The 24,038-nt window shown below is 54.0% G+C and carries 24 protein-coding genes; 14 read left to right on the top strand and 10 right to left on the bottom strand.

Annotated features, from left to right (window positions below; translation table 11 throughout):
* Positions 1-193: 193 nt before the first annotated feature.
* From ABIE10_RS10595 to ABIE10_RS10570, 6 genes are all read right to left on the bottom strand, one after another.
* Complete coding sequence (locus ABIE10_RS10595) at positions 194-433, bottom strand: DUF2542 family protein (protein WP_016153715.1); 240 nt, start codon at positions 431-433, stop codon at positions 194-196.
* A 2-nt stretch (positions 434-435) separates the two neighbouring features.
* Positions 436-1,155 (bottom strand): outer membrane permeability protein SanA, encoded by a 720-nt coding sequence (gene sanA, locus ABIE10_RS10590; protein WP_016153714.1) that lies wholly within the window; start codon positions 1,153-1,155, stop codon positions 436-438.
* A 181-nt stretch (positions 1,156-1,336) separates the two neighbouring features.
* Entirely contained in the window at positions 1,337-2,221 is an 885-nt protein-coding gene (cdd, locus tag ABIE10_RS10585; RefSeq protein ID WP_016153713.1) for a cytidine deaminase, read from the bottom strand.
* A gap of 148 nt (positions 2,222-2,369) precedes the next feature.
* Positions 2,370-3,065: a CidB/LrgB family autolysis modulator gene (locus tag ABIE10_RS10580; RefSeq protein ID WP_016153712.1), complete on the bottom strand. Its 696-nt coding sequence runs from the start codon at positions 3,063-3,065 to the stop codon at positions 2,370-2,372.
* Complete coding sequence (locus ABIE10_RS10575) at positions 3,062-3,460, bottom strand: CidA/LrgA family protein (RefSeq protein WP_016153711.1); 399 nt, start codon at positions 3,458-3,460, stop codon at positions 3,062-3,064. The genes ABIE10_RS10580 and ABIE10_RS10575 overlap by 4 nt, the downstream gene beginning before the upstream one ends.
* Before the next feature lie 131 nt (positions 3,461-3,591).
* A complete protein-coding gene (locus ABIE10_RS10570) occupies positions 3,592-4,500 on the bottom strand; it encodes a LysR substrate-binding domain-containing protein (RefSeq protein ID WP_429155603.1) in 909 nt (302 codons plus the stop codon).
* Positions 4,501-4,626: 126 nt separating this feature from the next.
* On the opposite strand from ABIE10_RS10570, the gene mhbT reads away from it, so the two are divergent.
* The 6 genes from mhbT (at position 4,627) to dusC (ending at position 10,624) form a co-directional block, all read left to right on the top strand.
* A complete protein-coding gene (gene mhbT, locus ABIE10_RS10565) occupies positions 4,627-5,985 on the top strand; it encodes a 3-hydroxybenzoate transporter MhbT (RefSeq protein WP_429155601.1) in 1,359 nt (452 codons plus the stop codon).
* Between the two features lie 11 nt (positions 5,986-5,996).
* Positions 5,997-7,034: a gentisate 1,2-dioxygenase gene (gtdA, locus tag ABIE10_RS10560; protein ID WP_019077221.1), complete on the top strand. Its 1,038-nt coding sequence runs from the start codon at positions 5,997-5,999 to the stop codon at positions 7,032-7,034.
* Positions 7,035-7,049: 15 nt separating this feature from the next.
* Positions 7,050-7,751, top strand: a complete 702-nt coding sequence (locus ABIE10_RS10555) for a fumarylacetoacetate hydrolase family protein (RefSeq protein ID WP_016153707.1) — start codon at positions 7,050-7,052, stop codon at positions 7,749-7,751.
* Positions 7,752-7,759: 8 nt separating this feature from the next.
* On the top strand, positions 7,760-8,404 hold the full coding sequence (maiA, locus tag ABIE10_RS10550) for a maleylacetoacetate isomerase (protein WP_429155947.1): 645 nt from the start codon (positions 7,760-7,762) through the stop codon (positions 8,402-8,404).
* 14 nt (positions 8,405-8,418) lie between these two features.
* Positions 8,419-9,612, top strand: a complete 1,194-nt coding sequence (locus tag ABIE10_RS10545; protein ID WP_425135119.1) for a 3-hydroxybenzoate 6-monooxygenase — start codon at positions 8,419-8,421, stop codon at positions 9,610-9,612.
* A gap of 61 nt (positions 9,613-9,673) precedes the next feature.
* A complete protein-coding gene (gene dusC, locus ABIE10_RS10540; protein ID WP_429155597.1) occupies positions 9,674-10,624 on the top strand; it encodes a tRNA dihydrouridine(16) synthase DusC in 951 nt (316 codons plus the stop codon).
* A 184-nt stretch (positions 10,625-10,808) separates the two neighbouring features.
* Here the strand turns inward: dusC and ABIE10_RS10535 are convergent, their stop codons facing one another.
* Positions 10,809-11,543 carry a class I SAM-dependent methyltransferase gene (locus tag ABIE10_RS10535; protein ID WP_279263983.1) on the bottom strand — a complete coding sequence of 245 codons (735 nt, stop codon included), beginning with the start codon at positions 11,541-11,543 and terminating at the stop codon, positions 10,809-10,811.
* Between the two features lie 169 nt (positions 11,544-11,712).
* On the opposite strand from ABIE10_RS10535, the gene mdtQ reads away from it, so the two are divergent.
* Positions 11,713-13,152: a multidrug resistance outer membrane protein MdtQ gene (mdtQ, locus tag ABIE10_RS10530; RefSeq protein WP_235116882.1), complete on the top strand. Its 1,440-nt coding sequence runs from the start codon at positions 11,713-11,715 to the stop codon at positions 13,150-13,152.
* A gap of 24 nt (positions 13,153-13,176) precedes the next feature.
* Here mdtQ and ABIE10_RS10525 read toward each other — a convergent pair whose 3' ends face one another.
* Positions 13,177-13,749 (bottom strand): DedA family protein, encoded by a 573-nt coding sequence (locus ABIE10_RS10525; RefSeq protein WP_016153701.1) that lies wholly within the window; start codon positions 13,747-13,749, stop codon positions 13,177-13,179.
* A gap of 164 nt (positions 13,750-13,913) precedes the next feature.
* On the opposite strand from ABIE10_RS10525, the gene ABIE10_RS10520 reads away from it, so the two are divergent.
* Positions 13,914-14,501: a Yip1 family protein gene (locus ABIE10_RS10520; RefSeq protein ID WP_259687077.1), complete on the top strand. Its 588-nt coding sequence runs from the start codon at positions 13,914-13,916 to the stop codon at positions 14,499-14,501.
* 180 nt (positions 14,502-14,681) lie between these two features.
* Positions 14,682-15,629 (top strand): D-alanyl-D-alanine endopeptidase, encoded by a 948-nt coding sequence (pbpG, locus tag ABIE10_RS10515; protein ID WP_016153699.1) that lies wholly within the window; start codon positions 14,682-14,684, stop codon positions 15,627-15,629.
* Positions 15,630-15,729: 100 nt separating this feature from the next.
* Here pbpG and dld read toward each other — a convergent pair whose 3' ends face one another.
* Complete coding sequence (gene dld / locus ABIE10_RS10510; RefSeq protein WP_429155592.1) at positions 15,730-17,439, bottom strand: D-lactate dehydrogenase; 1,710 nt, start codon at positions 17,437-17,439, stop codon at positions 15,730-15,732.
* Positions 17,440-17,671: 232 nt separating this feature from the next.
* Here dld and bglX point away from each other — a divergent pair, with 232 nt between their 5' ends.
* From bglX to ABIE10_RS10485, 5 genes are all read left to right on the top strand, one after another.
* Positions 17,672-19,969, top strand: a complete 2,298-nt coding sequence (bglX, locus tag ABIE10_RS10505) for a beta-glucosidase BglX (RefSeq protein ID WP_429155590.1) — start codon at positions 17,672-17,674, stop codon at positions 19,967-19,969.
* A gap of 221 nt (positions 19,970-20,190) precedes the next feature.
* A complete protein-coding gene (gene osmF, locus ABIE10_RS10500) occupies positions 20,191-21,108 on the top strand; it encodes a glycine betaine ABC transporter substrate-binding protein OsmF (protein WP_047500997.1) in 918 nt (305 codons plus the stop codon).
* A 15-nt stretch (positions 21,109-21,123) separates the two neighbouring features.
* The gene (locus ABIE10_RS10495; protein ID WP_065554172.1) at positions 21,124-22,290 is read left to right on the top strand and encodes an ABC transporter permease; all 1,167 of its coding nucleotides are present in this window, start codon (positions 21,124-21,126) and stop codon (positions 22,288-22,290) included.
* Positions 22,283-23,230 carry an ABC transporter ATP-binding protein gene (locus ABIE10_RS10490; RefSeq protein WP_016153694.1) on the top strand — a complete coding sequence of 316 codons (948 nt, stop codon included), beginning with the start codon at positions 22,283-22,285 and terminating at the stop codon, positions 23,228-23,230. Before ABIE10_RS10495 ends, ABIE10_RS10490 begins: the two co-directional genes overlap by 8 nt.
* On the top strand, positions 23,214-23,945 hold the full coding sequence (locus tag ABIE10_RS10485) for an ABC transporter permease (RefSeq protein ID WP_049281973.1): 732 nt from the start codon (positions 23,214-23,216) through the stop codon (positions 23,943-23,945). Before ABIE10_RS10490 ends, ABIE10_RS10485 begins: the two co-directional genes overlap by 17 nt.
* On the opposite strand, the gene ABIE10_RS10480 is transcribed toward ABIE10_RS10485, so the two are convergent.
* Positions 23,926-24,033: a protein YohO gene (locus ABIE10_RS10480; protein WP_003027354.1), complete on the bottom strand. Its 108-nt coding sequence runs from the start codon at positions 24,031-24,033 to the stop codon at positions 23,926-23,928. The two genes, ABIE10_RS10485 and ABIE10_RS10480, sit on opposite strands and share 20 nt — an antisense overlap.
* Positions 24,034-24,038: the final 5 nt, after the last annotated feature.

Below are 24,038 nucleotides of genomic sequence, written 5' to 3'. Positions count from 1 at the left end.
TTAATAACAAAATATAAAAAGTGAAGGCTATTCTTAAGGCTAAGCACTGCAGGAAGAGTATTCTGTGAAAGGATTCACAAATAGAAGATAGTCTGAGGGAAATGCTGGCGGGCAGCATTAATCCCTTACATTGAAATGGTAACTATTATCAAAATATTAGCTATTCTCAAATGCTAATATAAAGGAAAATTCTTTAGCGATAAAAGACTAAGTAAATAACCATCCCGAAGGATAAACATCCGCACCCGGCATAAACCAGCACATAAGACCAAAATTGCAGGGGTTCTTGATTGCGATAAGCGTAAACCGGTTCGCGCGCATTCTTTTTAATTTTATCTACGGCCCCAGAGCGCCAGCCTTTCCATGCTTCGCGAAAACAAAATACGGGAATGAGCAGAAAGGCCAACACGACGAAAAGGGTTTGTACATCCATGCTTATTTTCCTTGTTTCTTTTGTAATTCGAGCAGTTGTTCAGGCGTGACCGCCGGATATCCCTGTGCATCGTCCGGTACCTGATGCATGGTAGGGATGGGCACCAGCGGGCCTAAAAAGCGGGGTTCACGTTTGAAAATATAGAGATCGGCCAGTGCGCCAAAGCGGGCGCCAAATTCACGTACCCGTACGGTGAGCATATCCTTTGGTGAGGGCACCGCATAGCACTGGGCCTGGATGCCCATATGCAGCGCAATAAACAAGGCGCGCTCACAGTGGAATCGCTGAGTAATAATGATGAAATCGTTGGTATCGAACACCTTGCGGGTTCGTACAATTGAATCGAGCGTCCGGAACCCGGCGTAATCAAGCACGATGTCAGCGGGATCGACACCGGCGGCAATCAGATCTTTACGCATCGTCATGGGTTCGTTGTAGCTTTGCTGTGCGTTGTCGCCGCTCAGCAGCAGATAGTTTACCTTTCCACTGTTATAGGCGTTCAATGCGCCCTGAATGCGGTAGCGGTAATACTGGTTGATGACGCCGGTGCGATAGTATTTCGCCGTGCCCAGGACCACACCGACCTGGCGGTAGGGTAAATCCTGCAATTCGTCGTAGATGTAGGGAGCGGTCTTCCAGCTCATCCACCTGTCGAGCCCAAGCACAGTCAAAAGCAGCAAGCCTACCAGGACTAACAGGCTGTAAAACACGCGCTTTAACATGCAGAAAACTCGTTATTTGGATGGAATTTCAATCAGGCTACTGTACCGGAAGACGTAGCGCAAGAAACAGCAATCTGATTGAGGGGATTTTCAGCAAAACGGCCCTATTGGATGGTAGCAACAGCAAATCTGGCCGACAACCTCGAGCGATTGCAGGCCAGATAAGCGTAGCGCCAGGCAATTAACCGAGCAGCACGCGCTCAATATTATTGCAGCCCAGCGCTTTCAGGGTAGCGGAGGTCGCATCCCACTGAATCAACGGCGCATCGGCTTTTTCAGCCAGCACAGCACGCTGGATATCCGGGTAGTCATAACCGTTAAGGTTCAACAGGTTTAACGCGCCTTGCAGCGGCGGCAGGGTCGGGTTGAAGGCGGCATTTTCCGCATAGCTACCGCTAAAAATTCGACCATCTTTACATTCCAGCGCCACGCCGCTTGGGGAGTTGCTGTACGGCATATGACATCTGTTAGCGGCGGTGATAGCCGCTTGGGTCAACGCATCGCCCTGCAGCGCGAAGCCGTGATCCTGATCGTCCATCAGCAGTGTTTTAATCTCCAGATCTTTCGGTCCGAAGGCGTCTGGTAGGTAATCGCGCAGCACGTGTGGCGCACGTCCCGGCAGATGAATACGTAAATCCAGTCCACTGTTCAGTTCGTTCATAAACTGGCGACAGTGGCCGCACGGCGTGTAGTTGACGGTGATGGCGGCGAGCCCTTTTTCACCGCGCAGCCAGGCATGGCTAATGGCGCTTTGCTCGGCATGAACGGTTTGCTGCATGGTCGCCCCCAGGAACTCCATGTTCCCACCGAAGTACCAGGTGCCGCTGATGCCGCGAGAAATTGCCCCAACGTTGAAGTTGGACAGCGGAGTACGCGCGCAGGCCGCAGCCAGCGGCAGTAGAGCGAATGCCAGCGCGTCTTCGTCCAGTCCCGATTCGCGTTTCAGCAAAGAGACCTGCTCAGCAGTCAGCATGGCGGGGAAATGCGCATCCGCCAGAACAGGCGCCAGGGCTGATTGCAAGTTATCCGCGAGTTGGGCAAAAGCAGTTTGAAAACGTGGATGCATGGCGATGCCTCATAACAATGTAATGGAATCGTAGTCTACGGGCCTGTTACGGCTTTATATGTGATCCAAATCTCATTATGTATGCAACTTATGAAACTTAAATTAAAAATGTGCAACGCATCGCAAATAATTAGCCAAAAATTGAAGGTTAACCGACCAGGGCCAGAATAATCGGGAACAGGAATGGGGCGACCAAGGAGGTGATAATGCCGCAAATAACCAGCGCCAGAGAGCTAAACGCGCCTTCCTGATAGTCCAGCTCTGCACAGCGTGCGGTACCCAGGGCGTGCGAAGCGGTACCCATAGCCAGTCCACGTGCGGCTTTGGTGCGAATACGCATCGCATTGAGCAAAGTATGACCAAACACAGCCCCGAGGATACCAACAAAAATGACGCACACGGCGCTGATGGCCGGAATACCACCAATACTGCCTCCCACTGCCATAGCGATAGGCGTGGTTACCGATTTCGGCATGATTGACGCAGCAATTTGCGGCGATGCGCCCATCAACAAGGCGATTGTTGTACCTGTAACCATCGCCACAACGCTCCCCGCAAAGCAGATGGCAATAATTGATTTCCAGCGAGCGCGAATCTGGTGCAGCTGTTCGTATAACGGATAGGCCAGCGCAACCACGGCAGGTTGCAGCAAATCGTTCAGCACCTCACTGCCTTTGAAATAGTGATCGTAGGGAATTCCGGTCAGCATCAGAATGGGAATGATCACCACCATGGCGACCAGTAGCGGGTTCAATAGAGGCATTTTAAATCGTGCAGCCAGCTTACGTGCGCCAAAAAATACCGCCAGCGTAAGGGGTAACGACCACCAGATATACGACATCATTCTTTAGACCCTTTTTGCCCAACGATTTTGCGCTCACCGTGCACAATGTGAGAACTCCAGCTCACCACCAGGAAAACGACCAGCGTACTGATGGTACAGGACACCACCACCGGACCAAATTGCGCACGGAGCAGATCAAAGTACTGCATGATCCCCACGCCAATCGGGACAAACAGCAGGGCCATATAGCGAATCAGCACATAGCAGCCGGGGTTAACCCATTTTGCCGGTAGCACCTGCAAAGCCAGTAAGACAAACAGAATCAGCATGCCGATAATGCTGCCCGGAATGGTGATGGGGAGTAGCGATGCAAGAAAAATACCTGCATAGAGGCAGGCATAAATCAGGACGAATGCGCGCAAATATTGCCAGATAATGTTCAGTGCTTTGCTCATAATTGAAACCCTTGACGAGACTGATTCATCATACAATTAAACTTCAAAACGTGCTACCGATCACATCATGAATTCTAAGCATAGAAGAAATAGATATCTGGAACATCGGGCGATGGCCCTAACTGTTCACGTTAAACCTGTGCCAGGTAATACAGAAAACGATTCAGGGCGGTCGTGGGCGTTTCATTGTTGCGCCAGAACACGCCTACGCTGCCTTTTTGTTCAATCTTCGGCAGATTCAGGATAGCCAGCTGTCCCTGGGCGGCATAACGCTGCGCCAGGCGTAGAGAAAGAATAGAGATCATGTCGCTACTTTGCAGCAGGTTGGTGCTGACGTTTATCGACGCCGACTCAATGATGTTTTCCGGTAGCATGACGCCGTTATCTACCAGCGCGTTGTCAATGCTTATCCGGATGGGCGTTCCCGTCGGCCAGACAATCCAGCGCCAGTTAGCCAGATCATGCCAGGTGAGCAGGGGATATTTTGCCAGCGGATGGTTGGGGCGCGCGACGAAACAGACCGGCTCGGTATACAGCACCTGGTAATTGAGCGGCAACTGAAGCGCCCGGCCACCGACGCGTCCGACCACCACATCCACCGAACCCGCGAGCAGATCGTGCAACAGCGGGGTCATCACCTTCTCTTCAATATTAAGATGCAAGGTCGGCAGCTCTGTGAGCAAACCCAGTATCGCCTGTGAAACGCAGTCCGTCGCCACCGGCGAGCAGCCAATCTTCAGACTCCCTACCAGGCCTCCCTGCTTAAAACGGGCGATTTCATACTGTGAACGTTCCATATCATTGATCAGGCGTTGGGCATGCTGCAGTAGCAGCTTGCCGCCTTCTGAAGGGCGTAAGCCTTTGCTATGACGTTCAAAGAGTGTGATACCCATCTCATCTTCGAGCTGCGATAACCATTTTGACAACGCTGGCTGGGTGATATTCATCATTCGGGCGACGTGAGTCAAATTCCCCTGTTCGCCCAGCGCAATAAGCGTTTGCAGGTGGTGTAACTTAAGTTTCTGCGCCCAGTTAGCCATTTGCTATAACCTCCAGGTTATGCCTCTGCATGAAAAGCCATTGTACATTTCATCTCCAAACATACAAAGTCGCAACATACCTAAAACAAAACAGACATCTACTCTACCTGCACTGAGGCATTCACTATGACTCAACAACGTGATCTACAAGCACTGATCGATTCCGCCCCCGTCGGTAAGACCCAGTGGCGCGTTATCATTTGCTGTTTTTTGGTCGTCATGCTCGACGGTTTTGATACCGCGGCTATTGGTTTTATCGCGCCCGACATTCGCACCCACTGGCAACTGACGGCCGGAGATCTGGCGCCGCTGTTTGGCGCAGGCCTGCTGGGTCTGACCGCTGGCGCACTGCTCTGCGGTCCGCTATCGGATCGTTTTGGCCGCAAACGGGTGATTGAACTCTGCGTGGCGCTGTTCGGCGCACTGAGCCTGATCTCGGCTTTTTCCCCCGATCTACAAACGCTGGTCATTTTGCGCTTCCTTACCGGGTTAGGCCTGGGCGGCGCGATGCCAAATACTATCACTATGACCTCAGAATACCTGCCAGCGCGTCGGCGTGGCGCACTGGTCACCATGATGTTCTGCGGTTTTACCCTGGGCTCGGCGATGGGCGGGATTGTCAGCGCACAGCTGGTGCCGGTTATTGGCTGGCACGGCATCCTGGTGCTGGGAGGCGTGCTACCGCTGATGCTGTTTGTGGCTCTGCTGTTTGCGCTGCCGGAATCACCGCGCTGGCAGGTTCGTCGTCAGTTGCCGCAAAACGTGATTGCCAGAACCGTCAGCGCCATCACCCGGGAACGTTATGACAATACCCAATTTTATCTCAACGAGGGCGCCGCGATTGCCAAAGGCAGCATTCGCCAGCTGTTCGTCGGGCAACAGTTGCCCATTACCCTGATGTTATGGGTGGTGTTCTTTATGAGCCTGCTGATTATTTATCTGCTCTCCAGCTGGATGCCAACGCTGCTTAACCATAGTGGAATTGACCTGCAGCATGCCTCATGGGTGACCGCTGCCTTTCAGATTGGCGGTACGCTCGGTGCGCTGGTGCTGGGAGTGCTGATGGATAAATACAACCCTTTCCGCGTGCTGGCAGTGAGCTATGCGTTGGGTGCGGTGTGTATTGTCATGATTGGCCTGAGCGAGAACGGCCTGTGGCTGATGGCGCTGGCCATTTTTGGCACCGGCATCGGCATCAGCGGTTCGCAGGTGGGCCTGAATGCCTTAACCGCCACGCTTTATCCGACGCAGAGCCGGGCCACGGGCGTCAGCTGGTCTAATGCGATTGGCCGCTGCGGCGCGATTGTCGGCTCGCTCTCCGGCGGCGTGATGATGGCGATGAATTTCTCATTCGATAACCTGTTTTTCATTATTGCCGTTCCGGCGGCCATCAGCGCGGTGATGCTTATGCTGCTGACGGCTGTTATCCGCCAGTCGGCCTCTGTCCCTGACGCGTTGTCACGCGTAGGCATCGTGAACAAATAAGGAGAATCTCTATGTCAGAACTTAATCAGGATGTTAAGAACAGCCGTCAGCAGTTTTACCAGCATATTTCCGGGCAGAATCTGACCCCTCTGTGGGAGTCGCTGCACCGCCTGGTACCGCCAACGCCGAACGCACATTGTGCTCCTGCGTACTGGAACTACCAGGAGATCCGCCCGCTGCTGCTGGAAAGCGGCGATCTGATTGGCGCGAAAGAGGCGATTCGTCGCGTACTGGTGCTGGAAAACCCCATGCTGCGCGGACAGTCTTCAATCACCCCAACGCTGTACGCCGGATTGCAGTTAATCATGCCGGGCGAGGTTGCCCCGAGTCACCGGCATAATCAGTCTGCGCTGCGCTTTATTGTCGAAGGGAAAGGGGCATTTACCGCGGTGGATGGCGAGCGCACCCAAATGCATGAAGGGGATTTTATTCTGACGCCACAGTGGCGCTGGCACGACCACGGCAACCCAGGCAGTGAACCGGTGGTGTGGCTGGACGGCCTGGATCTGCCACTGGTGAATCTGCTGGGTTGCGGCTTTGCGGAAGATTACCCGGAGGATCAGCAACCAGTCACGCGCAAGGAAGGGGATTACTTACCACGCTACGCGGCCAATATGCTGCCGCTGCGTCATCAGAAGGGTAACTCATCGCCAATTTTCAACTATCGCTACGATCGCAGCCGTGAAGCGCTGCATGACCTGACCCGCATGGGTGACGCCGATGAGTGGGACGGTTACAAGATGCGTTACGTCAACCCGGTGACCGGTGGTTATCCCATGCCTTCAATGGGGACCTTTTTACAACTGTTGCCGAAGGGCTTTTCCTCGCGGATGGCGCGTACCACCGACAGCACTATCTATCACGTGGTGGAAGGAAGCGGGCAGGTCACCATCGGCACCGAGATCTTCAATTTTTCGCCAAAAGATATCTTCGTGGTGCCAACCTGGCACGGCGTGTCATTCCAGGCCCACGAAGATGCCGTCTTATTTAGTTTTTCGGACAGACCGGTTCAGGAAGCGCTGGGGTTGTTCCGTGAAGCACGTTATTAATTTGGGAGAGAGAAAATGACGCAATACGTATTCGAACCACAAGCGCCTGTTACCGTTCCGGTCGTTGGCAGTAATGAACAGTTTCCCGTGCGTCGCGTTTACTGCGTGGGCCGCAACTATGCCGCTCATGCGCGTGAAATGGGTTTTGATCCGGATCGCGAACCGCCGTTCTTCTTCTGTAAACCTGCCGATGCGGTGGTCCCGGTGGCGGCCGGTCAAACCCTCGAGCTGCCATACCCGTCGCAGACTGATAACTATCACTATGAGATAGAGCTGGTGGTGGCGATCGGTAAAAAGGGCAGCGATATACCCCTGGAAAAAGCGCACGAATATATCTGGGGCTATGCCACTGGTCTGGATATGACCCGCCGCGACAGGCAGATGGAGATGCGCCAGATGGGGCGTCCGTGGGAAATCGGCAAAGCATTTGATCTCTCAGCCCCCATCGCGCCGCTGCATAAAGCCAGCGAAAGTGCAGATGTTAACAACGCGCCTATCTGGTTGCAGGTCAACGGCGACGATCATCAGCGTAGCGATATTCGCCACCTCATCTGGTCCGTTAATGAAACCATTAGCTATCTGTCCGGCTTTTTCGAACTACAGCCGGGCGATTTGATCTACACAGGCACGCCAGAGGGCGTGGGCGCAGTGGTGAAAGGGGATGTGATCACCGGCAATGTAGACGGTTTAACCCCCATCGCTGTGAAGATTGTCTGAGGTGGATGATGAAGCTGTACAGTTTCTTTAACAGCTCCGCGTCATATCGCGTACGCATTGCGCTGGCGCTAAAGGGGCTTGATTACCAGACGGTGGGCATCAACATCCGCATCGGTCAGCAGAACGAGCTGGCTTACCGGCGGATGAACCCGGTAGGGCTTGTACCGACGCTGGTCACTGATGAGGGAGAATCACTCGGGCAGTCGCTGGCGATAACCGACTGGCTGGATGGTCACTTTCCGCAGTCGCCGCTGCTGCCAGCCGACTTCCCGACGCGCAGCCGGGTGCTGGAAATTGTTTATGCCATCGCTTGTGATATCCATCCCGTGAATAACATGCGGGTACTGCGCTACCTGAGCGAAGAGCTAAAGGTCAGTGAAGAGGATAAAAAACGCTGGTATGCGCACTGGATCCAGCAAGGGTTAAGTGCGGTTGAACAGATGCTGCGCCAGAGTCACTCGGGGACGTTCTGCGTGGGGGATGCGCCGACGCTGGCGGATTGCTGTCTGATCCCGCAGTGGGCGAACGCGTTACGTATGGGCTGTGATCTGAGCGGGTATCCGCGCTGTAAGGCGGTATACGATGCCTGTACCCAGCTTCCGGCGTTTATCGCCGCCGCGCCCGAGAATCAACAAGACAAAATTCCAGCCTGATAAGGAGAACGACAATGGCTAAAGTGACACGCGCAATTATCGTGGGTGGCGGGATTGGCGGCGCGGCGACCGCGCTATCGCTGGCCCGTCAAGGCATTAAAGTGATGTTGCTGGAGAAAGCGCACGAGATTGGTGAGATTGGTGCGGGCATTCAGCTCGGGCCGAACGCGTTTTCTGCTCTGGACAGCCTTGGCGTGGGTGACGTCGCTCGCAAGCGCGCCGTTTTTACCGATCACATCACCATGATGGATGCGGTAAACGCGAAAGAGGTTGTACATATTGAAACCGGGCAGGCGTTCCGCGATCACTTTGGCGGTCCTTATGCGGTTATCCATCGGGTTGATATTCATGCTTCTGTCTGGGAGGCGGCACTGGTTCATCCCAACGTTGAGTATCGCACTTCAACTAACGTGGTTGATATTCGCCAGACAGAAGATGATGTGACGGTAATTGATGAGCACGGTAACAGCTGGACAGCGGATATTTTGGTGGGCTGTGACGGTGTGAAGTCGGTTGTGCGTCAGTCTCTGATTGGCGATGCGCCACGCGTGACCGGGCACGTGGTCTATCGTGCGGTGATTGATTGCGATGATATGCCGGAAGATTTGCGCATTAACGCGCCGGTGCTGTGGGCCGGACCGCACTGCCACCTGGTGCACTATCCATTGCGTGGCGGCAAGCAGTATAACCTGGTGGTGACTTTCCACAGCCGTCAGCAGGAGGAGTGGGGGGTGAAGGATGGCAGTAAAGAGGAAGTGCTCTCCTATTTTGCCGGTATTCATGCGCGTCCGCGTCAGATGCTGGATAAGCCGACGTCATGGCGTCGCTGGTCCACCGCTGACCGCGAACCGGTAGAGAAATGGGGGACCGACCGCATTACGCTGGTGGGTGATGCTGCGCATCCGGTGGCACAATATATGGCGCAGGGCGCCTGTATGGCGCTTGAAGATGCTGTCACTCTCGGTAAGGCGTTACAGCAGTGTGACGGCGATGCGGCTGATGCCTTTGCCTTGTATGAGTCGGTGCGTATTCCGCGTACTGCGCGCATCGTCTGGTCGACGCGCGAAATGGGACGTGTGTACCACGCCGCAGGCGTCGAGCGCCAGGTGCGTAATCTGCTGTGGAAAGGCAAATCTCAGGCGGAATTTTATCGTGGTATGGAATGGCTGTACGGCTGGAAAGAAGATAACTGCCTGTTGCCGCGCTGAGCCTCTTTAATCTCCCGAACGGAGGCGCTACCATAGCGCCTCTTTTTTTGCGGGTGACGATATGCGTGTTTTACTGGCGCCGATGGAAGGCGTGCTCGACTCACTGGTGCGCGAGCTGCTGACTGAAGTGAATGATTACGATCTGTGCATCACCGAGTTTGTGCGCGTGGTGGATCAGCTCCTGCCGGCAAAAGTATTCCATCGGCTCTGCCCGGAACTGTATAACAATAGCCGGACGCCATCCGGCACGCGGGTGCGCATACAGTTGCTGGGGCAGTATCCGCAGTGGCTGGCGGAGAACGCGGCGCGCGCGGTAGAACTGGGCTCGTTTGGTGTCGATCTGAACTGTGGCTGCCCGTCGAAGCTGGTCAACGGCAGCGGCGGTGGCGCAACGTTATTAAAAGATCCTGAACTCATCTACCGGGGCGCAAAAGCCATGCGCGAGGCGGTTCCGGCTCATCTCCCCGTGACGGTGAAAGTGCGTCTGGGCTGGGACAACAGCGACAGGCAGTTTGAAATTGCTGATGCCGTTCAGCAGGCGGGCGCCAGCGAGCTGGCGGTGCATGGCCGAACCAAGGAACAGGGCTATAAGGCCGAACATATCAACTGGCAGGCGATCGGTGAGATCCGCCAGCGGCTTACCATTCCGGTTATCGCGAATGGCGAAATCTGGGACTGGCAAAGCGCCCAGGACTGTGTGGCTATCAGCGGATGCGATGCGGTGATGATTGGCCGTGGGGCATTAAATATTCCGAACCTGAGCCGTGTGGTGAAATACAACGAGCCGCGTATGCCGTGGCCTGATGTCGTGATGCTATTGCAAAAATATACCCGTCTTGAAAAGCAGGGTGATACCGGGCTGTACCATGTGGCGCGGATTAAACAATGGTTAGGGTATTTGCGTAAAGAATACTCAGAGGCAACCGCGCTGTTTCAGGAAATTCGCGCATTAAACAATTCACCGGATATCGCGCGCGCGATTCAGGCCATTGATATCGCTAAATTGCATTAACACATTAATCGGCCACCGGAGTGGCCTTTGTTTCAAAAAATCATCTTAAACACGCCAGTTACCACCAATAACCCAATCAGAAAAATAACTAAAATAATCCACAGTAAGATTTTCATCAGCGTTCCTTTTTTGGTGAGTTCAGGTTAAGTATAGGAAAGCCTCTGAAAATCTTCCTGTAATGACCTTACTCCGGTTTACGTGCGCTGAGCAGAAACACCATTGGCCGCTCTTTTTCTTCATCCAGCGCCGGGTTTTCAGTAATCTGTTCAGCGGACGGTCCCCATTCATCGACACAAACGATTTCGAATCCGGCGGCTATCAGCGCATTAATCCAGGTCGCCAGCTTACGGTGCTGTTTTTTGACACCCTCCGCGAACCAGTTACTGATGCGTGTGCCTTCCTGCTGATAATGATTGACCGGCCAGGACTGTTGCCCGGTTTTATCTTTTATCCAACCCTGGTTAAGCGGTGCAGTATAAATGGGATGCTCGGCAGAGAATACCAACATGCCTCCCGGTGTTAACGACTGGTAAATCGTTACGAATAATCGCGCGATATCGCGCAAATAGTGCAGGGCAAGTGAGCTGTAAACCAGGTCAAAGGAATTTGGCGACAGGGAAAGCGTTTCGAGATCTTCACGGCGATAAACGATGCCATTACCCTGCGTCATGCTGTGCGCCTGGGTTAACATCTTTTGTGAAATATCCAGTCCCACTACGCTGGCCGCCTGGTTATCGCGCGCGTAGCGGCAAAACCAGCCATATCCGCAACCCAAATCGAGGATATTTTTTCCCTGTAGAGCGGGGAGCATCGCTTGTATTGTCGGCCATTCTGGCGCACCGTCGAGCCCTTTTACTGAACGGTCCAGCGTGGCATATCCGGCAAAGAACTCGGGATCGTCATAGATATTCTGTGACATAATGTCTCCATCCATAAATTATTAAAATTAATTAATCTAAATTATTTGTTGGGTGTATATTTTGCCGATTATATATTTTTATTGCCAAAGGTGTATTGCCACGCGTAACTAAAAAAGGAAACGCGACAAGTCGTAATCTCAGCACATCTTTTCTTACCTGTGTCTCTCCATGAATCGTAATTCTGCTTTTGTCACGACGGCATTGTTGCCGCTTTTTATTTTGATGTCAGGTTGCGCGCCGATGCATGATGACCGCCAGTCTCTGTCACAGCAGACCCCCGCTGCGAATGTCGATACCACATTGCCTGCGGCGTTAAAAAATGGCTGGCCGGACAGCCAATGGTGGAAGGCATTCCATGACCCCCAGCTTAATGCGCTGATTGACAGCACGTTACGCAACTCCCCTGATATGCAGGTCGCGGAACAGCGCATTCAACTGGCGGAGGCGCAGGCTAAGGCTGTGGAGGCGCAGGATGGCCCGGAGATCGATTTCTCTGCAGATGTGGAGCGTCAGAGAATGTCAGCCGAAGGGCTGATGGGTCCGTTTGCCATTACCGATCCGGCCGCCGGGACGACCGGGCCGTGGTACACCAACGGCACCTTTGGTTTAACTGCTGGCTGGAATCTGGATCTGTGGGGTAAAAATCGGGCCGAAGTGACGGCACGTATTGGGGCCGTTAAGGCGCGTGAAGCCGAGCGCGAGCAAACGCGACAGGTGCTGGCGAGCGGTGTGGCTCGTCTTTACTGGGAATGGCAAACGCAGGCCGGGCTGAAAACCGTGTTGACGCAAATAGAAACCGAGCAGCAGAACGTCATTAACGTTGATCGTCAACTGTATCAAAATGGTCTTACTTCTTCGGTGGAAGGTGTTGAAACCGATATCGATTCCAGCAAAACAGAGCAGCAGCTGAACGATGTCAGCGGTAAAATGAAGGTGATTGAAGCGCGGTTGAGCGCGCTGACCAACTCGCAGTCCACAGCCCTGAAACTCCATTCGACCCCGCTGCCCGCGGTGGAAAGCCAGCTCCCGTCCCAGCTAGGTTATTCGCTGCTGGCCCGCCGACCGGATTTGCAGGCGGCGCACTGGTACATTGAGTCATCGCTGAGCAGCATTGATGCGGCGAAAGCGGCGTTTTATCCCGATGTAAATCTGATGGCATTTTTACAACAGGATGCGTTACATCTGAGCGACTTGTTTCGCCATTCCGCGCAGCAAATGGGCGTAACGGCCGGGCTGACGCTGCCTATCTTTGATAGCGGCAGGCTGAACGCGAATCTCGACATTACTCAAGCGCAAAGCAACCTGACGGTGGCGAATTACAACAAAGCCGTGGTGGATGCGGTGAATGACGTGGCGCGTGCAGCATCGCAGGTAGAAACACTGGCGCAGAAGAATCAGCATCAGCAGCAGATTGAGCATGATGCACTGCGCGTAGTGGGTCTGGCGCAGGCGCGCTTCAATGCCGGAATTATTGCGGGCTCCCGGGTCAGTGAGGCAAAGATCCCGGCATTACGTGAACGGTGCAACGCTCTGCTTTTACAAGGACAATGGCTGGATGCCTCAATCCAGTTGAACCGCGCGCTGGGGGGCGGCTACCACGCTTCGTAACGCACCCGCCCGGTAGACATCGCGCTACCGGGCCGTACTTTTGCTGCTGCGTTTTTTTAACCACCACCGAACGCCTGGCACCAGCACAATCACCAGAGCCAGCCATATCCAGTGCTTAATATGCTGGTCGAGATTGTGTAGCCACGGCGCAATGACTTCTCCCCCCACATAGCCCAGCGTGGTAAATATCAGCGCCCACGCCAGCGCCCCCAGGATATTCAACGGCAGGAAAATTTTAGGCGGCAAATGGCTTGCGCCAATCAGCAACGGGCCGATCACGCGAAAACCATACATAAAACGGGTGCCAATCACGAACAGATAAGGACGGCGCTGGATCATTTTCTGCGCCCGGCGGATTTTGTCGCGATGTTTTGAGAAACGACGCAAAATTTTTCCACCGTAACGACGCCCAAGCAGATACAGCAATTGATCGCCAATCATCCCGCCCAGGGCCACAGAGATAACCACCAGAGGAAATTTAAGTAATCCCTGATGTGCCGCCACGCCGCCCAGCAGGGTAATGGTTTCACCTTCGGCCAAACTGCCAATGACCAATGCGGCGTAACCGTAATGTGCAATAAGACTGTTTATATCCATATGTCTGGATGACCTCCCGACGTTAAGCATACACCCTGTGAATCATCGTGGGGTTTAAAAGCGCTGAATTAGCGGTTCGTCATTTTTGTTGTTGTACAAAAATTAATCCAAAGCTGAATTATACTTGAACTGTTGAGGTCCGGAGCTGACAAGAAGGGGGCGGTATGAACCATGTCTGGGGGCTGTTTTCCCATCCCGATCGTGAAATGCATGTGATCAACAGCGAAAACGAAAGCGTTTCGCATCACTACACCCACCATGTACTGCTGATGGCGGCAATCCCGGTTGTTTGTGCGTTCATCGGTACCACACAAATCGGCTGGAATTTTGGCGATGGCAATATCCTGAAATTATCCCTGTTGACCGGATTTGCAATGGCGATTCTGTTTTACGGGGTGATGCTGGCGGGCGTTGCCGTCATGGGCCGGGTTATCTGGTGGATGGCGCGTAACTACCAGCAGCGTCCGTCGCTGGCGCATTGTATGGTGTTTGCCGGATATGTCGCGACGCCGCTGTTTTTAAGCGGGCTGGTCGCACTTTATCCGCTGGTCTGGCTGTGCGCATTAGTCGGGACTCTCGCGCTGTTTTACACCGGCTATTTACTTTATCTCGGCATTCCGACGTTCCTGAATATCACTCGTGAGGAAGGGTTGAGTTTTTCCAGTTCGACGCTGGCGATCGGTGTGCTGGTACTGGAGGTTCTGCTGGCTATTACGGTAATCCTGTGGGGTTACGGCTATCGGTTATTCTGACGGATAAACCTGTCTACGCTGCGTTGTTGACGTAAAAGTCAGCAACGCAGCATTTCGAGACGATTCTCCTGTGGCAGCAAACCTGCCGGATCGCTATGATGCCTGAGCTAGCTTGAGATAAAACTTAATCTCTGGCGGTGTGCGTTGTGACGTGCGTGAACCATTATCAGAAATCTCATCATGCTGAAATTCCGAGTTTCATTATTAAGCCTTGCCCTGGTGCTGGCCGTTCCTTTTGCACCCCAAGCCGTGGCGAAAACGGCAACTACCGCAGCGGCTTCTCAACCAGAGATAGCGTCCGGTAGCGCGATGATCGTTGATCTGAATACCAACAAAGTTATCTATTCGAACCACCCGGACCTTGTGCGTCCGATTGCGTCGATTACCAAATTAATGACGGCGATGGTGGTGCTTGATGCACGACTGCCGCTGAATGAAAAGCTGAAAGTCGATATTAGCCAGACGCCGGAGATGAAAGGCATTTACTCTCGCGTACGACTGAACAGTGAAATCAGCCGTAAAGACATGTTACTGCTGGCGCTGATGTCATCAGAAAACCGTGCGGCGGCGAGCCTGGCGCATCATTACCCGGGCGGATACAACGCGTTTATCAAAGCCATGAATGCCAAAGCGAAAGCGCTCGGCATGACTCAGACACGCTTTGTGGAACCCACTGGCTTGTCGATTCATAACGTCTCGACCGCCCGTGACTTAACCAAGCTGCTGATCGCCAGCAAACAGTATCCGCTGATCGGCCAGCTAAGTACCACGCGTGAAGATATGGCGACGTTTGCCAACCCTGCGTATACGCTGCCGTTTCGTAACACCAACCATCTGGTATACCGCGATAACTGGAATATTCAGTTAACGAAAACCGGGTTTACCAATGCGGCAGGCCACTGTCTGGTGATGCGCACGGTGATTAACAACAAACCGGTGGCGCTGGTGGTGATGGATGCCTTTGGTAAATATACTCACTTTGCCGATGCCAGCCGTTTACGTACCTGGATTGAAACGGGCAAGGTGATGCCGGTTCCGGCGGCGGCGCTGAGCTATAAAAAGCAAAAAGCTGCGCAGATGGCGGCGGCAGGTTCGGCGAAGGGCGAGCAAACCGCGCAGAACGATTAAATAAGATGTCTTATCCGGCCTACGCATAGCGAATGTAGCAGTAGGCCGGGCAAGCGAAGCGCCCCGGCAACATGCCCGGTAGCGCTTATCTTTTTCAGGTTTACGATTCTTTCCAGAACTTCTGCTTACTCGTTTTCCCAATACCCGGATTCATACTGTTGGTGGGGTCATTCTCACGGTAAAAACGGGTCAAGGTTTCCGGCGCCTGATACAGATGCCCGACGTTATGCTCTGCCGGATACTGCGCCCCACGCTCGCGCAGGAGTTCCAGCATCTGCTCTTTGAGCGCATGCGCATCCACGCCTTTTTTCACGATGTAATCCTGATGGAAGACGTAACACATAAAGTGACCGTAATAGAGTTTGTGCACCAGTTGACTGTCGATCTCTGGAGGCAGATGCTCGTACCATTCGGTGTCGTTACGGCGCAGCGCGATATCCAGCGCCAGAATATCTTCCACCTCATCCGCATGTACGGCCTGATAACGAATAGCCGCGCCAGCCGCCGCGAAGCGGTGCAAGAACGCCTTGCTGCCTTCTTCCGCCGTACAGGCAAAGAAGTCGCCTTCAGCGGTTTTGAAATACTCGCTTAGCCAGTTTTGGGCTTCAGCCACGCCGCCACCGGCCATTTTTAACAGCAGGTGATGCTCGTACTTATCGCGCCAGCTTTTCATGCGCGCCGGTAAGTGGCTGGGGAACAAATGACCAAATTTCTGCATTGCCCGGTCGGTGAAGTGAGGACGGAAAATTTTCACTTTTTCCAGCATCGCATCGGTGCGGCCTTTCAGGGTGAAGAAGAACGGCATTTTGTCGGTGCCGAGCTTGTCGATCATCAGAAACGTATCTTTGCCGTATTGCTCAGCGATGTCGTAAATATCGCGGTGCATATATTCACCGGCGACCGGCAGATGCTCGAATTTTGCCAGAATATGACGGCGGATCTCCGTCAGCACCTCTGGCTGGCTGGTGCCGATGTAAAAGACCTGCTGGTTTTTTTCGGCTTCGAAGGTGTCCAGACGCACGGCAAAGACCGCGAGCTTGCCTGCACAACCGGACGATTCAAACAAGCGATCCGGGTCGGCGTTATAGCGTGCGGGCGTGTCCGCGTCGATATCTCTGACACGGGTAACGTAGTCGTGATCGTGCGCGTGACGCCCGTCGTGGCGAACATCGTCATCTCTAATACGCTCGTCATCCAGTTTGCTCAGGATCTGCTCCGGGGTCTGGCCCAGCTCAATACCCAGATGGTTAACCAGCTGTAATTTTCCCTGTTCGTCAATACGCGCAAACAGCGACATCTCCGTGTATGCCGGGCCGCGCTGTACCAGCGAGCCGCCGGAGTTGTTGCAAATGCCACCGATAACCGAAGCGCCGATACAGGAAGATCCGATTACCGAATGCGGTTCACGGCCAAACGGTTTGAGCGCTTTTTCCAGCGAATAGAGCGTGGTTCCTGGATAGGCCAGAACCTGTTCACCTTTGCCGATGACGTGCAGCTTATCAAGACGCAGGGTGCTGATAATGACAATCTCGCGGTCGTAATCATTACCGCTCGGCGTAGACCCTTCGGTCAGGCCGGTGTTAGCGGCCTGCATCAGGATAATTTTATCCGCGGCGACGCAGGCGCTCAAAACGCGCCACAGTTCTAAAAGCGACCCGGGGAACACGACGGCAAGCGCATCGCCCTGGCCGGAGCGGAATCCCTTGCGATAGCGGGCGGTTTTAGCAGGTTCTGTCAGCAGGTGTGAATGACCCACCAGACGGGTCAGTTCATTCAGGAAAGCTTTATTATCTGTTGTAATGGAAGACATTCTCCACTCCTTGTGGTGGGACTCAATATCGGGAACAAGCATAGCGCTTTGTATGACAATACGCTTTCTCATTCATATTGTCTCTGGTTCGTCTTTTACTGATTCGCGCTGGTTTCGAAAATTAGGAGAATAACCTTAGCTTTCTTTATCGCTCCCGTTTAGTCTTACGGCAAACTGCGGTTTTTGTTATATTTTCGCTGCCTCGTCGGGAAAAAATAAAGAGAGAATCAACATGAAATGGCTATGTTCTGTAGGTGTCGCGGTGAGTCTGGCATTGCAACCAGCGTTGGCGGACACTCTGTTTGGTAACCATCCACTGACGCCAGAGGCGCGGGATGCCTTCGTTACCGATTTACTCAAGCAGATGACCGTAGATGAGAAGATTGGGCAACTGCGTTTGATAAGCGTCGGGCCTGATAACCCGAAAGAAGCCATCCGCGAGATGATCAAAGACGGGCAGGTTGGGGCAATTTTTAACACCGTCACGCGCCAGGATATCCGCAAAATGCAGGATCAGGTGATGGATCTCAGCCGCCTGAAAATCCCTCTCTTTTTTGCCTACGACGTATTGCACGGTCAGCGTACCGTATTCCCGATAAGCCTCGGTCTGGCGTCCTCCTTTAATCTTGATGCGGTCAGAACCGTTGGTCGAGTGTCTGCGTATGAAGCCGCCGATGATGGTCTGAATATGACCTGGGCGCCGATGGTCGATGTCTCGCGCGATCCGCGCTGGGGCCGCGCCTCGGAAGGGTTTGGCGAAGATACGTATTTGACCGCCACGATGGGCAAAACCATGGTGGAAGCGATGCAGGGTAAAAGCCCGGCCGATCGCTATTCGGTGATGACCAGCGTCAAGCACTATGCCGCCTATGGCGCGGTTGAAGGCGGCAAGGAATACAACACTGTCGATATGAGCCCGCAGCGTTTGTTCAACGACTATATGCCACCGTACAAAGCCGGACTGGACGCCGGTAGCGGTGCGGTGATGGTGGGGCTTAATTCGCTGAACGGTACGCCGGCGACTTCGGATGCATGGCTGTTAAAAGACGTGCTGCGCGATGAGTGGGGCTTTAAGGGCATTACCGTTTCCGATCACGGTGCGATTAAGGAACTGATTAAGCACGGTACCGCCGCCGATCCTGAAGATGCGGTGCGTGTGGCGATCAAGTCCGGCATCAACATGAGCATGAGCGATGAGTATTACAGCAAATACCTGCCGGGGTTGATTAAGTCAGGTAAGGTGACGATGGCGGAGCTGGACGACGCTGCGCGTCATGTGCTGAACGTGAAATATGATATGGGGCTGTTTAACGATCCGTACAGCCATCTGGGGGCCAAAGAATCTGACCCGCAGGACACCAACGCGGAAAGCCGTTTGCACCGCAAAGAGGCGCGTGAAGTGGCGCGTGAAAGCCTGGTGCTGCTGAAAAACCGTCTGGAAACATTGCCGCTGAAAAAATCCGCCACCGTAGCGGTTGTCGGTCCGCTGGCCGACAGCAAGCGTGATGTGATGGGCAGTTGGTCTGCTGCCGGGGTTGCCGATCAGTCAGTAACGGTGCTGACGGGGATTAAAAATGCCATCGGCGAGCAGGGCAAAGTGGTATACGCCAAAGGGGCGAACATCACCAACGACAAAGGCATTGTCGACTTCCTCAACCAGTATGAAGAGGCGGTGAAGGTTGACCCGCGTTCGCCGCAGGCGATGATTGATGAAGCCGTTAACGCCGCGAAGCAGTCTGACGTAGTCGTCGCGGTAGTTGGTGAAGCGCAGGGAATGGCGCATGAAGCCTCCAGCCGCACCGATATCACCATTCCGCAGAGTCAGCGTGACCTGATTACCGCGCTGAAAGCCACGGGTAAACCGCTGGTTCTGGTACTGATGAACGGTCGTCCGCTGGCGCTGGTTAAGGAAGATCAACAGGCCGATGCGATCCTCGAAACCTGGTTTGCCGGAACGGAAGGCGGTAACGCCATCGCCGATGTGCTGTTTGGCGATTACAACCCGTCAGGCAAGTTGCCGATGTCTTTCCCGCGCTCTGTCGGACAGATCCCGGTCTATTACAGCCATCTCAATACCGGTCGCCCGTATAATGCCGATAAGCCGAATAAGTACACGTCGCGCTACTTTGACGAAGCGAACGGTCCGTTGTATCCCTTTGGCTATGGCCTGAGCTACACCACATTCACGGTTTCTGATCTGAAACTCTCTTCTCCGACGATGAAGCGTGACGGGACCGTGACGGCCAGCGTGCAGGTGACCAACACCGGCAAACGCGAAGGTGCGACGGTGATTCAGATGTATTTGCAGGATGTTACCGCTTCAATGAGTCGTCCGGTAAAACAGCTGAAAGGTTTTGAGAAGGTGAATCTTAAGCCGGGTGAAACCCAAACCGTTAGCTTCCCAATTGATGTTGAAGCGCTGAAATTCTGGAACCAGCGTATGCAATACGATGCCGAACCGGGCAAGTTCAACGTCTTTATCGGCGTGGATTCTGCCAGAGTGAAGCAGGGCGAATTTGAACTGCTGTAGTAATTGATATCATGCCTGATAGCGTGACGCTTATCAGGCCTGCGAAATCGTACCATCCGGTAAACTCACTTTGGGTTTGCCGGATTTTTTTTATTGTATTATCGCCTTACCGCGAGTAACTCTCAGTGTTACTACCCAATTGCCAGGTTAAGGCTTGATTTTTCGACTATGCTTTTTCCTCAAGTCTCTGAAAAGGGCCGTAAAAGAATGAGGAGTGCAGCATGATAATTTCAAAAGTTTGGGTGGGTTCGCTGGCGTTGTTAGCCGCGATCAGCTTGCCCTTACAGGCCGCGTCACCCGTCACGGTCGGTTCAAAAATAGATACCGAAGGGGCGCTGCTCGGCAACATTATTTTGCAGGTGCTCGAAAGTCACGGCGTGAAAACCGTTAATAAAGTACAGCTGGGTACCACTCCGGTGGTGCGTGGGGCAATTACCTCCGGTGAACTGGATATTTATCCGGAATATACCGGCAATGGCGCATTCTTTTTTAAAGATGAGAATGATCCTGCGTGGAAAAATGCGCAGGCCGGTTATGACAAAGTGAAAAAGCTGGACGCAGAGCAAAATAAGCTGATCTGGCTAACGCCTGCGCCCGCCAACAACACCTGGACCATTGCGGTTCGCCAGGATGTCGCGCAAAAGAATAAGCTTGAGTCCCTTGCCGATTTAGGCCGTTATCTGAAAGACGGGGGGACGTTCAAACTTGCCGCCTCTGCGGAATTTATCGAACGGGCTGACGCGCTGCCTGCCTTTGAAAAAACCTATGGTTTCAAACTGAATCAGAATCAGCTGTTGTCGCTGGCGGGGGGGGATACCGCGGTGACGATTAAAGCAGCGGCGCAGCAGACCTCTGGGGTCAATGCGGCGATGGCCTACGGTACCGACGGTCCGGTTGCGGCGCTCGGTCTGCAAACATTAAGCGATCCGCAAGGCGTACAGCCCATTTATGCGCCAGCGCCCGTTGTGCGTGAATCGGTGCTGCAGGACTACCCGCAAATGGCAGAATGGCTACAACCGGTATTTGCCAGCCTGGATGAAAAAACGCTGCAACGGCTGAATGCCAGTATCGCCGTGGAGGGGCTGGATGCGAAAAAAGTCGCAGCAGACTACCTGAAGCAAAAAGGATGGGTGAAGTAACGGAGTTTGCAGCAGGTGGGTGTTTTGTCGAATATTTCAGTAAATCGGGTGCTGTTGCTGCTGGTGTTTCTTACCATCGCGGCGGCAGCGCTTCCTTTCATTAGCTATGCTCCCAATCGCCTGGTTTCCGGTGAAGGGCGTCAACTCTGGGATATCCAACCCGACATGGCGTGGGGATTAGCGGCGGCCTGTGTGCTGCTGTTTCTTCTGTGCTTTGTACCGGGAAAATCCGGCAATATATTGACGCTTATCATTAGCCAACTGTTGGTGATTGCGGCACTGGTCATCGCCGGCACAACGGCAACGTATCTGGCTCAGACGGGTAGCCCGCTGGCCAGAACCAGCCTGGGCAGCGGGTTCTGGTTAGGGCTGGGACTGATGCTGCTGGCAGCCAGTGACGCCATTCGTCGCATCACCGAACGGGCGTCGTGGCGTTGGTTATTGCACGCACAAATATTCATTTTGCCGCTGGTGTTACTGCTCTCCGGTACGTTTAACGATCTTTCTCTGCTTAAAGAATATGCCAATCGCCAGGATGTCTTTAACGACGCGCTGGCGCAGCATCTGACGATTCTGTTCGCTACCGTGGTGCCCGCGCTGCTCATTGGCGTGCCGCTGGGCGTCTGGTGTACTTTTTCTGTCTCCCGTCAGGGGCCAGTATTCGCGGTACTGAACATCATCCAGACTATTCCCTCCGTCGCGCTGTTTGGCCTGTTAATTGCGCCGCTTGCCGGACTGGTGAAGCACTTTCCCTTGCTGGGTTCGCTTGGCGTAGCGGGAACCGGTCTGACGCCTGCGCTTATTGCGTTGGTGCTGTATGCGCTTTTACCGCTGGTTCGCGGCGTAGTGGCTGGATTGAATCAGGTTCCACGCGATGTACTTGAAAGCGCCCGGGCGATGGGGATGAGCGCGCGTCAGCGGTTTATCTCGGTGCAGTTTCCACTGGCGCTGCCGGTCTTCTTGCGCAGTTTGCGAGTGGTGATGGTCCAGACGGTGGGGATGGCGGTGATAGCCGCGCTGATTGGTGCAGGGGGATTTGGCGCGCTGGTCTTTCAGGGATTGCTCAGTAGCGCCGTTGATTTAGTGCTGTTGGGCGTGATCCCGGTCGTTGTGCTGGCTGTGTTGATTGATGCGCTGTTTGATTTAGGGATCGCGCTGCTAAAGGTATCGAATAATGATTGAATTTCGCCATGTCAGTAAAACCTATGGCCAACAAAAAGCTGTCGACGACCTTAACCTGCAGTTAGGAGAGGGCAGCTTTTCGGTATTAATTGGCACGTCAGGTTCGGGCAAGTCTACCACGCTAAAGATGATCAACCGGCTGGTTGAACATGACAGCGGGCAGATCCGTTTCGCCGGGGAGGAGATCCGCAGCCTGCCGGTGCTGGAGTTACGACGGCGCATGGGGTACGCGATTCAGTCTATTGGTTTGTTTCCCCACTGGACCGTCGCGCAGAATATTGCCACCGTACCGCAGCTGCAAAAGTGGTCACGTTCACGTATTGATGACCGAACAGATGAACTAATGGCGCTGCTGGGCCTCGAGGCGAGTTTACGTCACCGTTATCCGCATCAGCTTTCCGGCGGACAACAGCAGCGGGTTGGAGTTGCGCGTGCGTTGGCCGCAGATCCACAGGTGCTACTGATGGATGAGCCTTTTGGCGCGCTGGACCCGGTCACCCGCGGCGCGCTGCAGCAGGAGATGACGCGTATCCATCGTTTATTGGGTCGTACCATTGTGCTGGTGACGCATGATATCGACGAGGCGCTGAGACTGGCGGAGCATCTGATTTTGATGGATGCGGGAAAAGTTGTGAAGCAAGGTACGCCGCTGTCGATGCTTACTGCGCCAGCGAATGATTTCGTGCAAACTTTTTTTGGCCGCAGTGAACTGGGCGTAAGGCTGTTGTCGCTGCGTACGGTAGGGGATTTTATCCGTCGCGGTGAACACTCAGACGGCGAGCCGCTGGTGGATGAGATGACGCTACGTGATGCATTGTCGGTGTTCGTGGCGCGTGGCTGCGACGTCTTGCCGGTCGTGACGCCGCAGGGGTTGCCCTGCGGGACGCTTCATTTTCGCGATTTGCTTTCGGAGACGCCGACCCGTGAAACGTCTTGCTGATCCATTGCTATGGCTTGTTGCGCTGTTTCTGATCCTGTTGATGGGGTTGCCTCACAGTCAGGCCCTGTTTAGTTCGCTATTTCCGACGCTGCCGCGTCCCGTATATCAGCAGGAAAGTTTTACGGCGTTGGCGTTGAGCCATTTTGCGTTGGTGGGGATTTCAAGCCTTATTGCCGTCATCATTGGCACCGGAGCGGGAATAGCGGTAACCCGGCCCTGGGGCGCGGAATTCAGGCCGATGGTGGAAACGATTGCCGCCGTGGGGCAGACATTTCCTCCGGTCGCCGTGCTGGCGATCGCCGTACCGGTGATGGGGTTTGGGCTTGAACCCGCGATTATCGCGCTGATTTTGTATGGCGTGTTACCAATCTTGCAGGCAACTCTGGCGGGACTCGGCGGAATTTCTCCCAGCGTGATGGATATCGCCAGCGGAATGGGCATGAGTCAGGGCCAGCGGCTGCGGAAAGTGGAGTTGCCGCTGGCGGCACCGGTTATTCTGGCGGGAATTCGCACGTCGGTGATTATTAATATTGGCACCGCTACGATCGCCTCAACCGTCGGGGCGAACACGTTGGGCACGCCGATTATCATCGGCCTGAGCGGGTTCAATACCGCCTATGTGATTCAGGGGGCGCTGCTGGTCGCGCTGGCTGCGGTGATCGTTGACCGCGGGTTTGAGCGATTAGCGAGCCACCTTACCCGGCACGTAAAATGAATGTGTAGCCTGCCAGCATGACGCCGCCGATACCGCCGATGGCCATCAGCAGGAAGAGGGTAATGACACCGATTTTAGCTGCGCTCATTATGC

The sequence above is a fragment of the Citrobacter sp. 506 genome (genome assembly GCF_050434985.1).
In the GTDB taxonomy this organism is placed as follows: Bacteria; Pseudomonadota; Gammaproteobacteria; order Enterobacterales; family Enterobacteriaceae; genus Citrobacter; species Citrobacter braakii.
Note: the sequence above shows the minus strand (reverse complement) of the source record. Positions and strands in the feature narration are given on the sequence as shown.

Coding starts and splice junctions, on each gene's coding strand:
- gtdA (WP_019077221.1), top strand. CDS start 5,997: ATGTCAGAACTTAATCAGGATGTTAAGAACAGCCGTCAGCAGTTTTAC.
- ABIE10_RS10570 (WP_429155603.1), bottom strand. CDS start 4,500: ATGGCTAACTGGGCGCAGAAACTTAAGTTACACCACCTGCAAACGCTT.
- ABIE10_RS10535 (WP_279263983.1), bottom strand. CDS start 11,543: ATGTCACAGAATATCTATGACGATCCCGAGTTCTTTGCCGGATATGCC.
- pbpG (WP_016153699.1), top strand. CDS start 14,682: ATGCTGAAATTCCGAGTTTCATTATTAAGCCTTGCCCTGGTGCTGGCC.
- ABIE10_RS10525 (WP_016153701.1), bottom strand. CDS start 13,749: ATGGATATAAACAGTCTTATTGCACATTACGGTTACGCCGCATTGGTC.
- ABIE10_RS10490 (WP_016153694.1), top strand. CDS start 22,283: ATGATTGAATTTCGCCATGTCAGTAAAACCTATGGCCAACAAAAAGCT.
- ABIE10_RS10555 (WP_016153707.1), top strand. CDS start 7,050: ATGACGCAATACGTATTCGAACCACAAGCGCCTGTTACCGTTCCGGTC.
- cdd (WP_016153713.1), bottom strand. CDS start 2,221: ATGCATCCACGTTTTCAAACTGCTTTTGCCCAACTCGCGGATAACTTG.
- ABIE10_RS10595 (WP_016153715.1), bottom strand. CDS start 433: ATGGATGTACAAACCCTTTTCGTCGTGTTGGCCTTTCTGCTCATTCCC.
- dusC (WP_429155597.1), top strand. CDS start 9,674: ATGCGTGTTTTACTGGCGCCGATGGAAGGCGTGCTCGACTCACTGGTG.
- mdtQ (WP_235116882.1), top strand. CDS start 11,713: ATGAATCGTAATTCTGCTTTTGTCACGACGGCATTGTTGCCGCTTTTT.
- sanA (WP_016153714.1), bottom strand. CDS start 1,155: ATGTTAAAGCGCGTGTTTTACAGCCTGTTAGTCCTGGTAGGCTTGCTG.
- ABIE10_RS10545 (WP_425135119.1), top strand. CDS start 8,419: ATGGCTAAAGTGACACGCGCAATTATCGTGGGTGGCGGGATTGGCGGC.
- maiA (WP_429155947.1), top strand. CDS start 7,760: ATGAAGCTGTACAGTTTCTTTAACAGCTCCGCGTCATATCGCGTACGC.
- ABIE10_RS10520 (WP_259687077.1), top strand. CDS start 13,914: ATGAACCATGTCTGGGGGCTGTTTTCCCATCCCGATCGTGAAATGCAT.
- ABIE10_RS10575 (WP_016153711.1), bottom strand. CDS start 3,460: ATGAGCAAAGCACTGAACATTATCTGGCAATATTTGCGCGCATTCGTC.
- bglX (WP_429155590.1), top strand. CDS start 17,672: ATGAAATGGCTATGTTCTGTAGGTGTCGCGGTGAGTCTGGCATTGCAA.
- osmF (WP_047500997.1), top strand. CDS start 20,191: ATGATAATTTCAAAAGTTTGGGTGGGTTCGCTGGCGTTGTTAGCCGCG.
- ABIE10_RS10580 (WP_016153712.1), bottom strand. CDS start 3,065: ATGATGTCGTATATCTGGTGGTCGTTACCCCTTACGCTGGCGGTATTT.
- mhbT (WP_429155601.1), top strand. CDS start 4,627: ATGACTCAACAACGTGATCTACAAGCACTGATCGATTCCGCCCCCGTC.
- dld (WP_429155592.1), bottom strand. CDS start 17,439: ATGTCTTCCATTACAACAGATAATAAAGCTTTCCTGAATGAACTGACC.
- ABIE10_RS10480 (WP_003027354.1), bottom strand. CDS start 24,033: ATGAGCGCAGCTAAAATCGGTGTCATTACCCTCTTCCTGCTGATGGCC.